The following is a 13,041-nucleotide window of genomic DNA, read 5'->3' as shown; positions in this document are numbered from 1 at the left end:
TCGGGGAGACTTGATGCTTCGCAACGCCATCATCGCCGCCCTGGCCGCCGCCGCGCCGCTGGCCCTGGGGGCTTCCGCCGCCCTGGCCGCGCCGCCGACCGGCCAGACCCTCTACGCCGACAACTGCTCGGCCTGCCACCAGGCCACCGGCAAGGGCGTCAAGGGCGCCTTTCCGGCCCTGGCCGGCGCGCCGATCGTCCAGGGCGACGGCAAGCTCATGGCCGCCGTCGTGATCAACGGCCGGGCCGGCATGCCCTCGTTCAAGGACGACCTGTCCGACGCCGAGCTGACCGGTCTGCTCAACTACGTGCGCGGCGCCTGGGGCAACAAGGGCAAGCCCGTCAGCTTCGCCGACATCTCCAGCGTCCGCGCCCAGTCGAACGCCAAGGCCAAGGCCCGCGGCCTGCAGGCCCACTGATCCCCAACGCGTGGAGCGCCCTCGCCCTTCGACAAGCTCAGGGTGAGGGCGACTTCGGCGTCCCAGTAGAAATCCTCATCCTGAGCCTGTCGAAGGACGAGGATTTCGCACCAAGGATGAATTCGTTCTCTCGGAAGGAAACGCCCATGAAACGCCTCGCCCTCGCCCTGCTCGGCGCCGCCGCCTTCGCCGCCCCGCTCGCGGCGCAAGCCCAGGGGATCGTCCGCGGCGGCGACCCCAAGTCGGCCATCGCCAGCGTCGTCACCGTGCCGGCCGGCTACGACACCATCTATGTCAGCGGCATGACCCCGCCGGTCGTCGACGCCAACGCCACGGGCGTCGCAAAGTTCGGTGACACCAAGACCCAGACCATCGGCGTCATCAAGCGCCTGGAAGACGCCCTCAAGAGCCAGGGCGCCACCCTGTCGGACGTCGTCATGATGCGCGTCCTGCTGGTCGGCGACCCCGCCAAGGACGGCATGATGGACTTCGCCGGCATGATGGAAGGCTACAAGACCTTCTTCGGCACCGCCGAACAGCCCAACAAGCCCTCCCGCATCACCAGCCAGGTCTCGGCCCTCGTCGCCGACGGCATGCTGGTCGAGATCGAGGTCCAGGCGGCGAGGCCGCCGAAGAAGTAATTGGAATCCCTCTCTCTGAGAGAGAGGGAGCGGCCCGCCGCGCAGCGGTGGGAGGGTGAGGGGTTTCACCGCCAGCCGGCGACCCCCGATCCCTTCCACCGCTCCCACTCCTGTCATCCCCGCCCTGTGGCGGGGACATCCACCGCTACCGACAACCCGCCAAGAAGCGGACGGATCTTATGTCGGCTGAGGGTGGTTAGCGGCCCCCTAGGACGCGGCAGCGCGAAAGCCAAGATGCGCGCGCACCCGCTGGAGATGCGGCTCTATTTGCCGTTCATCAAAAAGAAGATCGCCGCCACCGGGGCGATAGGCCGCCAGTATTGCGACGCACTCCTGGATAAGCGGGTCATCCGGATATTTCTCGTCCAGCATGACCTCTAAACGTTGCGCCGCTTCTAGCGTTCGGCTTTCAAAAAACTCGGCGAATGCGGTTTCAAGGCTGGTCATCGGCAGAGCTTAGCAGCAGATGCTCTCAACGTCCGCAATGGGTCGGGTCCGGAAATTAGCGCCCGCCCCGATGGCCGACCTTGAGCCGCCCGCCCAGGGCGGACGTTCAGAGGCGTCTCGCCGTTCGCCGAAGCCGGCGCGGCTGAAGAGGGGCGGGGCGATGGCGACAGGAAAGACAGTGAGGACTAGATCGGCTCGAGCATGTCGGCGAGCGCCAGCACCGTCGTCCACGTCCGCCCCGTGATCCGCGTGCCGAGAGTCTTCTCGACCAGGCTGGTGGTCAGTTTCGAGCCGCCGACGCCGTCGGGATAGATCGCATAGATCTGGCGGCTTTCGGCCCGCGCCTGCTCGGTCCCGCGGATCGCCGCGCGCAGGGCGCCCATGGCCTTCTTGTCGGGGGTGTCCTTGCAGAACAGAGTCATCAGCCAGCCCGGATCGGCCGCCGCGAAGTCCGGGAACGGGTTGGCCGCGACCAGGGCCCGCCAGGCCTCGGCGGTGCGGACATAGACATCGGTGCGCAGGCCCAGGCGCGCCATCAGCTCGGTTTCGATCTGGGTCTGAAGTTCCGCGCCGGTGCGCTCGCCGCTCTCGAACACCAGGTCGCCGACCTTGGGGCCCATGCGGACTTCGGTGTGGCCGAGATCGGTCAGCAGGCCGGTCAGCTCGTCGGCGGTGATCAGACGACCACCGGCGGCGTTGACGCCGCGCAGCAGGGCGATGTGGAGGGACATGGTCGGGCCTTTCGAACGAGGCGGCTGTTTAAGCCCTGCGCGGGCCGCCGTCGCGGGGGATTTGAGGCCGGCGCTTCGTGCGCACGGTCCGGCGGACCTTTCGCCATGAAATGACAGACGCAACGCAAGGTCCGTCGCCCTTGGAAGAGACCCTAGCTGTGGATGGGCGGCCGACGGAGTCTCGAGACTATCCAGACGCGCGGCTGAGCGCCCTTTTCCTGGATACCCACGCTTGTGGCGGGATGACGGGAGTTTGGAGCCCCCTTGCCCGTCATTCGCGTGCCGCAGCAGGTTGTCGCGCACCTTCGTCACCGTCCTCTGCACCTGCGCGAACTCCTCCCGCGCCAGACCCGTGACCAGGGTCTTCTGACCGCCCGCTTCACGCAGACCGCCCCCCACCTCCCGTCATTCGCGTGCCGCAGCAGGTTGTCGCGCACCTTCGTCACCGTCCTCTGCACCTGCGCGAACTCCTCCGGCGCCAGGCCCGTGGCCTTGACCAGGGTCCTCTGGCCGCCCTTCTCGCGCAAAGCCCGCCCGGCTTCCGTCAGGCTGACGATCACCTGGCGCTCGTCGGCGGGATCGCGGCGGCGGGTCAGATAGCCCAGGCTCTCCAGCTTCTTGAGGATCGGGGTCAGGGTGTTGGACTCCAGGAACAGCTTGTCGCCCAGGCTCTTGACGCTCTGGCCGTCCTCCTCCCACAGCGCCACGATGATGATCCACTGGGTGTAGGTCACGCCCAGTTCATCGAGGATCGGCTTGTAGGCCCGGCCATAGGCCAGGTTGGCCGAATAGACCGCGAAGCACAGGAAATCGGCGAGGCGCGGGGCCTTCTTCTCGGGAACGGGCGGCGTATCGGGCGTCGTCATGGCGGCCTTTTCGAAGCGGGAGCGGGTCGGACGCCGCGAATATAAATCGGATCCGATTAAATCGGAAGGTTGACACGCGCTCGAACTCCGATTTATGAAATCGGTACCGATTACATCGGATCCGATTGAAAAGGAAAAACGCCATGACCACCCCGATCGACGCCGTCCTCTACACCGGCGCGACCCACGTCACCGGCGGCCGCGACGGCGCGGCCCGCAGCACCGACGGCAAGCTGGACGTGCGCCTGTCGCCGCCGGGAAGCGCCGGCCCCGGGACCAATCCCGAGCAGCTGTTCGCCGCCGGCTGGTCGGCCTGCTTCATCGGCGCCATGGGCCTGGCCGCCCGCGCCCAGGGCGTGGCCCTGCCGGCCGACGTCGCGGTCGACGCCGAGGTCGATCTGGCCAAGGCCGGCGAAGGCTTCGTGCTGCGCGCCCGCCTCAATGTCAGCCTGCCGGGCCTGGCGTCCGAGACGGCCCGCGCCCTGGTCGAGGCCGCCCACCGGACCTGCCCCTACTCCAAGGCCGTGCGCGGCAACATCGACGTCGAGCTGAACCTGATCTGAGGCCCGGAGCGGCGGGCCGATCCCTCCCCCGTCCCATCGGCCCGCCTCGCCGCTTCCAGCCGGTCCAAATCACGATCGCCGCCGCCAATCCCCGTCCGCCCGTCCGCGCCACTGTCGCCGCCCAACCGGAGAGCCACCCATGACCGCGTCGTCCGCCTCGCCCGCCATCGATCTTCGCCGTCGCCGCCTGTTCCAGGCCGCCGTCGTCTTGGGCGGAGCCGCCGCCCTGACCGCCCTGGCCGTCTCCAAGGCCCGCGCCGCGCCCGCCCAGCCGGGCTGGACCCTGCGCCAGGTCGAGGCCGGCGACCTCGTGGTCGGCTACGCCGAGCAGGGACCCGTCGACGGCGCCCCGGTGATCCTGCTGCACGGCTGGCCCTACGACATCCACGCCTTCGCCGAAGTGGCCCCGATCCTGGCCGCGGCCGGCAAGCGGGTGATCGTCCCGCACCTGCGCGGCTACGGAACCACCCGCTTCCGCGCCGAGGCGACGCCCCGCAACGGCCAGCAGGCCGCCCTGGCCGCCGATGTCATCGCCCTGATGGACGCGCTGAACATCCCGAAAGCCGTGATCGCCGGCTTCGACTGGGGCGCGCGCACCGCCGACATCGTCGCGGCCCTGTGGCCCGACCGCTGCCAGGCCCTCGTCAGCGTCAGCGGCTACCTGATCGGCAGCCAGCAGGCCAACGCCGCCCCGCTGCCGCCGGAGGCCGAGCTCTCCTGGTGGTACCAGTTCTATTTCGCCACCGAGCGCGGCGCGAAGGGCTACGCCCAGAACACCGACGCCTTCGCCAGGCTGATCTGGAAGACCGCCTCGCCCAAGTGGGCCTTCGACGACGCCACCTTCGCCCGCTCGGCCGCCTCGCTGGCCAATCCTGACCACGTGGCCATCACCATCCACAACTACCGCTGGCGGCTGGGTTTGGCCCAGGGCGAGGCCCGCTTCGACGCGATGGAGGCGAAACTCGCCCAGGCGCCCGTCATCACCGTTCCGACCATCACGATGGAAGGCGACGCCAACGCCGCGCCCCATCCCGCCCCCGCCGCCTACGCCGGCAAGTTCAAGGGCCGCTACGAGCACCGCCTGATCGGCGGCGGCGTCGGCCACAACCTGCCGCAGGAAGCGCCCCAGGCCTTCGCCAAGGCCGTCCTCGACGGCGCCCGCTGGGCCTGACGCCTAGCTGGGAAGGAGCCATCGCCATGGCCGATCCGAACGCCCATCCGCTGTCGCGCCGCACCTGGCTGAAGGCCGCCGGCCTCGGCGCCCTGTCGCTGGGCGGGGTGCTGGCCCTGCCGCCGGCCCGCCAGGCCCTGGCCCGGGCGCTGGAGCCCTCGCCGGCGCTGAACGCCCTGCGCCTGTCCGGCCCTTGGCTGAACAGCCCGCCGCTCGACGCCGCATCCCTGCGCGGCAAGGTCGTGGTCGTCTGCTTCTGGACCTATTCCTGCATCAACAGCCTGCGCGCCCTGCCCTACCTGCGCGCCTGGAAGGCCCGCTACGGCGACCGGGGCCTGGCGATCGTCGGTGTCCACACCCCCGAGTTCGTGTTCGAGGGCGAGACCGCCAATGTGCGGCAGGCCCTGACCGATCTTGGCGTCGACTTCCCGGTCGTGCTCGACAGCGAGCGGCGGATCTGGAGCGCCTTTGGCAACAACGCCTGGCCGTCGTTCCACTTCATCGGCGCCGACGGCCGCACGCGCGGCCATGTCGACGGCGAGGGCGGCTATGACGCCTGCGATCGCCGGATCCAGGATCTGCTGGCCGAAATCCCCGGCCCTGCCGTTCCTAAGGGTCCGACGCCCGCCGTCGGACGTGGACCCGAGGCGGCTGCGGACTGGAACGACCTCGGCTCGGGCGAGAGCTATGTCGGCTATGGCCAGGCGCAGGCCTGCGTCTCGCCGGGCGGCCTGCGGCCCGACCGCAGCCACCTCTACAAGGCGCCCGACCGCCTGCCACTGAACGGCTGGGGCCTGACCGGCGACTGGACGGCGGGCCGCGAGTTCGCCACCACCGCCGCGCCGGGCGCCGGCCTCGTCCACCGCTTCCACGCCCGCGACCTGCACATGGTGCTGGCCCCATCCGCGCCCGGCCAAAGGTTGCGCTTCCGCGTCACGCTCGACGGCGCAGCGCCGGGTACGGATCACGGCTGGGACGTCGCCGCCGACGGCTCGGGCGTGATCGACCGCCCCCGCATGCACCAGCTGGTCCGCCAGGCCGGCCCTGTCACCGACCGCACCTTCGCGATCGAATTCCTCGACCCCGGCGCCCGCGCCTACGTCTTCACCTTCGGCTAGCCCGCCCTTCCACACGCCTTAAGGAGACCTTCCATGTCCAAGACCGCCCTCGCCTTCGCCCTTGCCTTCAGCCTCACCGGCGTCGTCGCCGCCCAAGCCGCCCCGCCCGCCGCCGCCAAGCCCACCATCGTCCTCGTGCACGGCGCCTTCGCCGACTCCAGCAGCTGGGACGGCGTGGTCGCCGACCTGACCCGCGACGGCTACCACGTGGTGGCCGCCGCCAATCCGCTGCGCGGCGCGGCCTCCGACGCCGCCGCCGTGCGCACGGTGATCAATTCGATCCCCGGCCCCGTCGTGCTGGTCGGCCACTCCTACGGCGGCACGGTGATCTCGGCCGCCGCCGACGGCGCGCCCAACGTCAAGGGCCTCGTCTATGTCGCCGCCTTCGCGCCCGAGGTCGGCGAAAGCACCTTCGACCTGGCCGGCAAGTTCCCGGGCGGCACTCTGGGCGAGGCGCTCGACAAGCCGGTCGACCTGCCCGGCGGCGCCCACGACCTCTATATCCGGCAGGACAAGTTCCCGGCCCAGTTCGCCGCCGACGTGCCGCTGGCCAAGGCCCGGCTGATGGCCGTCGCCCAGCGCCCCCTGACCGACGCCGCCGGCGCCGAGAAGGCCGTCGCGACGGCCTGGAAGACCATCCCGTCCTGGTGGGTCTATGGCGAGGCCGACTGCAACATCCCGCCGGCCGCCATGGCCTGGATGGCGAAGCGCGCCTACGCCCGCCAGGTCGTCACCGTGCCCGGCGCCTCGCACGTGGTGATGATCTCGCACCCGCACGCCGTCTCGGCCCTGATCGAAACCGCGGCCCGCTGATCCCGGCCTGAGAGGAGAACCGCCATGTCCCGCAGATGGCTGATCACCGGCGCCTCGCGCGGCCTTGGCCGGGCGCTGGCCCAGGCCGCGCTCGAGGCCGGCCAGCGCGTCGTCGCCACCGCCCGCGATCCGGCCGCCCTGGCCGATCTCGTCGAGCGCCACGGCGACGCCGTACGCCTGGCCGCCCTCGACGTCACCGATCCCGCGGCGGCCGAGCGCGCCGTCGCCCTGGCGGCGCGCGAGTTCGGCGGCCTCGACGTCGTGGTCAACAACGCCGGCTACGGCGACATCGGCTCGGTGGAGGACACGTCGCTCGACGACTTCCGCCGCCAGATCGACGCCAACCTGTTCGGCGCGATCAACGTCACCAAGGCGGCCATTCCGCTGCTGCGCGAGCAGGGCTTTGGCCACTTCATCCAGCTGTCGTCGGTGGGCGGCCGGCTGGGCGCGCCCGGCCGCGCGGCCTATTCGGCCGCCAAGTGGGCGATCGAGGGCTTTTCCGAAGTCCTGGCCCAGGAGATGGCCCTGGTCGGGGTGAAGGTGACGATCGTCGAACCGGGCGGCTTTCGCACCGACTTCGCCGGGTCCTCGACCACCCTCTCCGCCGGCCGGGCCGAGTACGACGCCGTCGTCGGCGCCGCCGCGCGGATGCAGGCCCAGTATCACGGCCGCCAGCCCGGCGATCCGACCCGGGCCGCCCAGGCCATCCTGCAGCTGGCCGCCCTGGACGAGCCGCCCCTGCGCCTGCCCCTCGGCTCCGACGCCCTCGCCGCCATCCGCGCCGCCAGCGCCCGCCGCGCGGCCGAACTGGAGCGCTGGGCGGCCTTGAGCGCGTCTACGGATTTCGCGGCGGACTCCTAGGCTCCCCCAGTCGTCATCCCGGAAAGCCCGAAGGGCTTATCCGGGACCCAGGGGCCGGCGCAGTGCGGCGGCCCCTGGGTCCCGGCTCTCCGCTTCGCTGCGGCCGGGATGACGGGCCCATTTTCCAGGTCCAATTCAGTCCCCCCAACGAAAAGGGGGAGCGCCCTCACAGGCGCTCCCCTCTCCTCGAACCTTCCGAAGAAGCCCGAGCCTTATTTCCCGGCCTTGGTCGCGGCGATGTAGTCGTCGACCACGCGGTCCAGCACGGTCAGCGGGGTCATGCCCGACAGCAGGCCCGCGTCGTGGAACTTCTTGATGTCGAACTTCTTGCCCAGTTCCTTCTTGGCGCGCTCGCGGGCCCGCAGCCAGGTGATCTTGCCCAGCATGTACGAGCAGGCCTGGCCCGGCCACACGACGTAGCGTTCGATCTCGGTGATCGTGCCGCTTTCCTCGTCGCCCATGGTCTCGGACATGTACTTCACGGCCTGTTCGCGGCTCCACTTCTTGTAGTGCATGCCGCTGTCGACCACGAGGCGGACGGCGCGGAACAGGGCGTCGTGCAGCATGCCGATGTGGCCGCGCGGGTCGCCCTTGTAGATGCCCATCTCGACGGCCAGCTGCTCGGAATAGAGCGCCCAGCCCTCGGCGTAGCCCGAGAAGCCGATCACCTTGCGGATCATCGGCAGGCCTTGCGCCTCGTTCGACAGCGACAGCTGCAGGTGGTGACCCGGGACGCCTTCGTGCACGGTCAGGGTGGTCAGGGTGTACTTGGCCTGCTCCTTGGTGTCGCGCAGGTTGATCCAGTAGATCCCCGGGCGCTTGCCGTCGAGCGAGGGCGAGTTGTAGTAGCCGCCCGGCGCGCCGGCCTCGATGGCCTTGGGCACGCGGCGGATCTCGAGTTCAGCCTTCGGCAGGGCGCCGAAATAGGCCGGCAGCTGCTTCTCGATCCACTTGGCCTTGACGTTGAGGTCGGCGATCAGCTGTTCCTTGGCCGCGTCGGTGTTCTCGTAGATGTCCTTGCCCAGCTCGGCCATCCGCTCGCCGACCGTGCCCTTGCTCATGCCGATCGACTTGAACAGCTTGTCGGCCTCGACCGAGATCGACTTCACCAGATCCAGGCCCAACTGGTGGATGTCGTCGGGGCTCATGGTCGCGGTCGTGTAGTTCTTCAGCGACACGGCGTAGTAGTCGCCGCCGTCCTTCAGGCGCCACACGCCGGCGTCGTGGGTGGCCTTCGGGCGCACGCTCTCCAGCAGGGCGATCTGGCGCTTCAGGGCCGGCAGCACCGAGTTCTCATAGACCTTCGAAGCCTCGCCGGCCCAGTCGCCGTCGATCTTCTTTTCCTTGGTGCGACGGGCCACCGACTTGACCAGCGGCGCGTCGGCCGTGGGCGTGTCGGCGAAGGCCTTCATCTGCACCAGGGCCTTGTCGATGACGAAGTCCGGCGGGATCACGCCGTCGGCGTAGTCCTTCTTGGCGATCAGGGTTTCCTGATCCATCAGGCGGGCGAAGCCTTCCATGCGCTGCAGGTAGGCGTCGGCGTCGGCCTTGGTCTCGATGCTGTGCTGGGTGTCCAGGAAGTCGGGCATCGACTGGTAGGAACCGGTCAGCTGGCTGAGGATGTACGGCGCGCCCGAGCCGCCGCCGGCGTAGCTGAACTTGCGATTGCCCTCGTCCTGCACCGCCAGGGTGAACTCGACCGTGTCGTAGTTGACGGCGTCCATGCCGGTCAGCGCCTTGCGGTCGATCGAGCGCAGCTGGGCCAGTTGCGCCGTGGTCTGGGCCGAGCCGGCGGCGATGGCCTCGAACGAGCGGTCGCTCAGCAGGCCCTTGGTCCAGGCCAGGTCGCCGCTGTCGAGACCCAGGCCCGTCGCCAGTTCCGGCGCCTGGCGCAGCAGCTTGGCCATGGCGTCGTCGAAGAAGGCGTTCAGCTTGGCGGCTTCACCCGAGGCGGCGGCCGGCTGGGCGAAGCCCAGCGAGGGCGCGGCGGCGGCGGCAAGGCCCGCGGCCACGGTCGACAGCAGAAGTTCGCGGCGGTTTTGCAAGAGAGAGTCCCCTTCCCTGGAGCCCCTCCCCCAAGGGCGGGCCCGATCCTTACGTCCGGGCGCGATCATGCCGCGCCCGAAACAGCTGGGGCGAAGGCGTAAATGTCCGCGTCAGGCGGGGCAACTGGGGACGGATTAATTCCGTGTCATCAAGACGCTGGAAGATCCGTCCCCGGTTGCCACATTCGGCGGGCGCGGTTTCAGCGGGCGCCCTTGTACAGGCGCCACAGGGCCGCGCCGATCTGGCAGGCGAAGATCAGCCCGGCCACGAACATGCCGATGTGGAAGCCGGTGTCGACCACGTGCTGCAGCTGGGCCACGTCCTTGGCCGTCGAGGTCACCGGCGTCAGGATGAACAGCGGCGGCGACTTCCACAGCAGGGAGGTCAGGACCATGCCGCCGATGGCCGTCAGCAGGTCGAACACCGCCCGCGTCCGCACCAGGCCCGGCTTGACCAGGGCGATCAGCGAGGCGCCCAGCCCCAGCACCGCCCAGACCAGGATCGGCCAGTAGAGGGTGGCCCAGACCGGCGACGGCGCCAGCGCGATCGCGCCCTGCAGGGTCACAGCCCCGGTCAGGTCCACCCGCCACAGCCCCGTCCACCACAGGATGAACAGCGAGGTGGCCACCACCTCGAACAGGGCCTCGAAGCGCGCCTCGAACATCCCCTTCTTGCGGGTCAGCTGCGGCAGGTCGCGGACGTTCCAGTCGGTCAGGCCGGTCAGCGGCACCCAGCCGCGCTCGATGCCGGCGGCGACCAGCGTCACCAGCCCCGCCAGCATCAGGGCCGAGCGCGGGAAGTCATGGGTGATCGCGTCCATCGTCACGTCCAGCGCCTCGCCCCGGCCCAGCAGGGCGACCACCGCCGCCGGCACGACGGTGACGATCGCCGCCAGGGCCACGGCCAGCTTCAGGGCGAAGACGTAGAACGGATACAGCGTCGGGCCGATCAGGCTGCGCTGCGGGCCATAGCGGCCGGCCACGGCCAGCGGATGGCCGAACGCCTTGAGCACGGCCTCGCGCTCCTTGTCGGTCAGGGGGCGGCCCAGGGCCTCCTCCTGTTCCTCTATGCGGTTCAGCAGGATGTCGCGCAGTTCGGCGACGATGTCTTCGCGCTGCGCTTTCGGCAGCAGAGCGCCCACGGCGCCGAGATAGCGGTCGAGCAGGTCCATGACCTAGTCCCCTCAGATCAGGTTTTGCAGGGTGTCGTTGATGGCGCGCCACTCGGCGGCCAGGCGGGTCAGCACGGCCTCGCCCTCGGGCGACAGGCGGTAGAAGCGCTTCTTGCGCTTCTCCTCCTCACGCCATTCGGAGGTCAGCAGGCCCTGGCCCTCGAGCCGGCGCAGCATCGGATAGAGCGCGCCTTCGTCGATCTCCAGGCCCACCTCGGAGAGGGCCTGGCGCAGGCTGTAGCCGTAGCGCTCGACCTTCAGCTGGGCGAGCACGGCCAGGATCAGCGTGCCGCGACGCAGCTCCTGGCGCAGGGATTCGAAGATGTCGGTATCGGTCGGCATGAGCCTTCCTGTCTTGGTGTGCGCCGCATGGTGTGCAACACATAGTGTGCGATACACACTGTGTGTCACACAGTAACTTCATACGCAACCGCCGTTCGCTGAATCTTTCGTAATGTGCGGAGGAAGAAGCGCCCTCCAAAGCTCGTCATCCCGGGCGAAGGGCCGCGCAGCGGACCGTAGACCCGGGACCCAGGGGACCGGGCTCGGAGGATCGATCAAGCGCCCCTGGCGATGGCCACCGCACTGCGCCGGCCCCTGGGTCCCGGCTCTCCGCTTCGCTGCGGCCGGGATGACGGCTAGGTTTGGCGCTTCGCCTCCTAGGAATGCGGAGAGCCCCCATGCCCGCCCCCGACCTCCAGCGCTTCGTCGACGCCCAGGCGACCACCTACGCCGCCGCCCTCGCCGAGCTGCACGCCGGCCGCAAGCAGACCCACTGGATGTGGTTCGTCTTCCCGCAGGTCGCGGGACTGGGCCGCAGTCCGACCGCCCGGTTCTACGCGGTCAAGGACCTCGCCGAGGCCCGCGCCTATCTCGCCCACCAGCTGCTGGGCGCCCGGCTGCGCGAGAGCGTCGATGCGATCCTGGCCCTGCCCTGCGACGACGCCCACGCCGTGTTCGGCTCGCCCGACGACGTCAAGCTGCGCTCCAGCCTGACCCTGTTCGCCGCCGCCGCGCCCGACGAGGCCCGCTTCCGCGCCGGCATCGACAAGTATTTCGCCGGCGAGGACGATCCCGCCACCCTGGAGCGCCTGTGACATTCGCCACACGCCCATAGGGAGAATCCGTGTTTTTGTGACCCCCGATTGTTCAGCAAGGGGTCCCCCGCCATGCCCAGCCTCACGCCCGCGCGCCTCGTCGCCGCCGGCCTCGCCGTCGCGACCATCGCCCTGTCGCCGCAGGCCCTGGCCTTCGGCACGATCCGCAGCCTCGGCCAGAACGCCGAGCACGAGCGCATCACCCGCACGGCCCTGAGCGGCGCCGGTTTCAGCCCCGCCACGCTCGACCTGCTGGCCGGCAAGAACGGAACCTTCGGCGCCGTCGGCGCGCCCGACCGGCCGGGCCGCGGCCTGATCAGCACGCCGCAGGCCCACTGCGACGATGGCGACTGGTTCGACAAGTCCGGCTACGCCCAGAGCCTGGCCAGCGCCAACGACGCCCTGCGGGCCTGCCGCGCGCTGATGTACCAGAACCTCGACCAGGCCCTGGCCCACGCCGGCGACCTCGTCCGCCCCGACCTCTCCTACGGCGACACCACCACCGGCTCGGACTGCCCGTTCGACGGCAAGAAGGGCTCGCCCAAGTGCCGCACGCTGGAATATCTCGGCCTGGCCCTGCACGCCTCGCAGGACTTCTACTCGCACAGCAACTGGGTCGACGCCCCGCGCGCCCGGCCGACGATCGAGGACCCGCAGGGCCTGAACAACGACGGCCCCGCCGAATGGCTCGGTCCTGGCCTGGCCCAGAGGGTCCCTGCCGGCCTGATCACCGGCTGCTACGGCTTCCCCGAATGGGCCAGCTGCCGCGGCCGGATCAAGCACGACTACCTGAACAAGGACACCGCCGGCACGAGCCGCGGCGGCTACGAAAAGGCCATGCGCGTCGCCGCCCAGGACACCCTCGTCAAGTGGGACCAGTTCTCCGCCAAGGTCCGCGCCCGCTACGGCGACGCCCGGGGGAGCAAGATCCTCTGCGTCATCCGCTTCGACCGCCCGCGCGAGAGCTGCGGCTGAGGCGGCTTCGACGCGCTCGGGACGACATCTTCCACAGGCCGTCATCCCGGCCGAAGCGTAGCGTAGAGCCGGGACCCAGGGGCCGCCTCACTGCGCGTGGCCCCTGGGTCCCGGATAGCCTCT

15 protein-coding genes and 2 pseudogenes are annotated in these 13,041 nt (G+C 70.0%); 9 read left to right on the top strand and 8 right to left on the bottom strand.

From position 1 onward, the window contains the following. Window positions 1-13: 13 nt before the first annotated feature. On the top strand, window positions 14-418 hold the full coding sequence (locus AC07N1_RS15980) for a c-type cytochrome (protein ID WP_494672695.1): 405 nt from the start codon (window positions 14-16) through the stop codon (window positions 416-418). Between the two features lie 6 nt (window positions 419-424). On the opposite strand, the pseudogene AC07N1_RS15975 reads toward AC07N1_RS15980, so the two are convergent. Then, window positions 425-540 (bottom strand): annotated as a pseudogene (locus AC07N1_RS15975) (hypothetical protein); the annotation flags it as partial. A 24-nt stretch (window positions 541-564) separates the two neighbouring features. On the opposite strand from AC07N1_RS15975, the gene AC07N1_RS15970 reads away from it, so the two are divergent. Next, the gene (locus tag AC07N1_RS15970; RefSeq protein WP_494672694.1) at window positions 565-1,059 is read left to right on the top strand and encodes a RidA family protein; all 495 of its coding nucleotides are present in this window, start codon (window positions 565-567) and stop codon (window positions 1,057-1,059) included. Window positions 1,060-1,266: 207 nt separating this feature from the next. Here AC07N1_RS15970 and AC07N1_RS15965 read toward each other — a convergent pair whose 3' ends face one another. From AC07N1_RS15965 to AC07N1_RS15955, 3 genes are all read right to left on the bottom strand, one after another. After that, a complete protein-coding gene (locus tag AC07N1_RS15965; protein WP_494672693.1) occupies window positions 1,267-1,506 on the bottom strand; it encodes a hypothetical protein in 240 nt (79 codons plus the stop codon). Window positions 1,507-1,691: 185 nt separating this feature from the next. Further along, a complete protein-coding gene (locus tag AC07N1_RS15960; protein ID WP_494672692.1) occupies window positions 1,692-2,237 on the bottom strand; it encodes a DUF1697 domain-containing protein in 546 nt (181 codons plus the stop codon). Between the two features lie 308 nt (window positions 2,238-2,545). Beyond that, on the bottom strand, window positions 2,546-3,103 hold the full coding sequence (locus AC07N1_RS15955; protein ID WP_494672691.1) for a MarR family winged helix-turn-helix transcriptional regulator: 558 nt from the start codon (window positions 3,101-3,103) through the stop codon (window positions 2,546-2,548). Between the two features lie 143 nt (window positions 3,104-3,246). Here AC07N1_RS15955 and AC07N1_RS15950 point away from each other — a divergent pair, with 143 nt between their 5' ends. The 5 genes from AC07N1_RS15950 (at window position 3,247) to AC07N1_RS15930 (ending at window position 7,629) form a co-directional block, all read left to right on the top strand. Beyond that, window positions 3,247-3,666 (top strand): organic hydroperoxide resistance protein, encoded by a 420-nt coding sequence (locus AC07N1_RS15950; protein ID WP_494672690.1) that lies wholly within the window; start codon window positions 3,247-3,249, stop codon window positions 3,664-3,666. A gap of 139 nt (window positions 3,667-3,805) precedes the next feature. Beyond that, a complete protein-coding gene (locus AC07N1_RS15945) occupies window positions 3,806-4,837 on the top strand; it encodes an alpha/beta fold hydrolase (RefSeq protein WP_494672689.1) in 1,032 nt (343 codons plus the stop codon). Window positions 4,838-4,863: 26 nt separating this feature from the next. Further along, window positions 4,864-5,955, top strand: coding sequence for a redoxin domain-containing protein (locus AC07N1_RS15940; protein WP_494672688.1), 1,092 nt, complete (start codon window positions 4,864-4,866; stop codon window positions 5,953-5,955). 33 nt (window positions 5,956-5,988) lie between these two features. After that, window positions 5,989-6,768: an alpha/beta fold hydrolase gene (locus AC07N1_RS15935; RefSeq protein ID WP_494672687.1), complete on the top strand. Its 780-nt coding sequence runs from the start codon at window positions 5,989-5,991 to the stop codon at window positions 6,766-6,768. Between the two features lie 24 nt (window positions 6,769-6,792). Continuing rightward, window positions 6,793-7,629 carry an oxidoreductase gene (locus AC07N1_RS15930; RefSeq protein WP_494672686.1) on the top strand — a complete coding sequence of 279 codons (837 nt, stop codon included), beginning with the start codon at window positions 6,793-6,795 and terminating at the stop codon, window positions 7,627-7,629. 39 nt (window positions 7,630-7,668) lie between these two features. Here AC07N1_RS15930 and AC07N1_RS15925 read toward each other — a convergent pair. The 4 genes and pseudogenes from AC07N1_RS15925 to AC07N1_RS15910 all read right to left on the bottom strand — a co-directional run. Further along, window positions 7,669-7,764 (bottom strand): annotated as a pseudogene (locus tag AC07N1_RS15925) (hypothetical protein); the annotation flags it as partial. Between the two features lie 77 nt (window positions 7,765-7,841). Continuing rightward, on the bottom strand, window positions 7,842-9,674 hold the full coding sequence (locus AC07N1_RS15920; RefSeq protein ID WP_494672685.1) for a DUF885 domain-containing protein: 1,833 nt from the start codon (window positions 9,672-9,674) through the stop codon (window positions 7,842-7,844). A 200-nt stretch (window positions 9,675-9,874) separates the two neighbouring features. Next, window positions 9,875-10,846, bottom strand: coding sequence for an HAAS signaling domain-containing protein (locus AC07N1_RS15915; protein ID WP_494672684.1), 972 nt, complete (start codon window positions 10,844-10,846; stop codon window positions 9,875-9,877). A gap of 12 nt (window positions 10,847-10,858) precedes the next feature. Continuing rightward, window positions 10,859-11,188 (bottom strand): PadR family transcriptional regulator, encoded by a 330-nt coding sequence (locus AC07N1_RS15910; RefSeq protein WP_110118688.1) that lies wholly within the window; start codon window positions 11,186-11,188, stop codon window positions 10,859-10,861. A gap of 338 nt (window positions 11,189-11,526) precedes the next feature. Between AC07N1_RS15910 and AC07N1_RS15905 the strand changes: the two genes are divergently transcribed. Both AC07N1_RS15905 and AC07N1_RS15900 read left to right on the top strand, forming a co-directional pair. Continuing rightward, window positions 11,527-11,943 (top strand): DUF1810 domain-containing protein, encoded by a 417-nt coding sequence (locus AC07N1_RS15905; protein WP_494672683.1) that lies wholly within the window; start codon window positions 11,527-11,529, stop codon window positions 11,941-11,943. 72 nt (window positions 11,944-12,015) lie between these two features. Continuing rightward, complete coding sequence (locus AC07N1_RS15900; RefSeq protein ID WP_494672682.1) at window positions 12,016-12,918, top strand: hypothetical protein; 903 nt, start codon at window positions 12,016-12,018, stop codon at window positions 12,916-12,918. Window positions 12,919-13,041 lie beyond the last annotated feature (123 nt).

This window comes from Caulobacter sp. GW821-FHT09B11 (assembly GCF_059418205.1).
The sequence above is the reverse complement of the archived record's forward strand: the minus strand, read 5'-3'. Positions and strand labels throughout refer to the sequence as shown.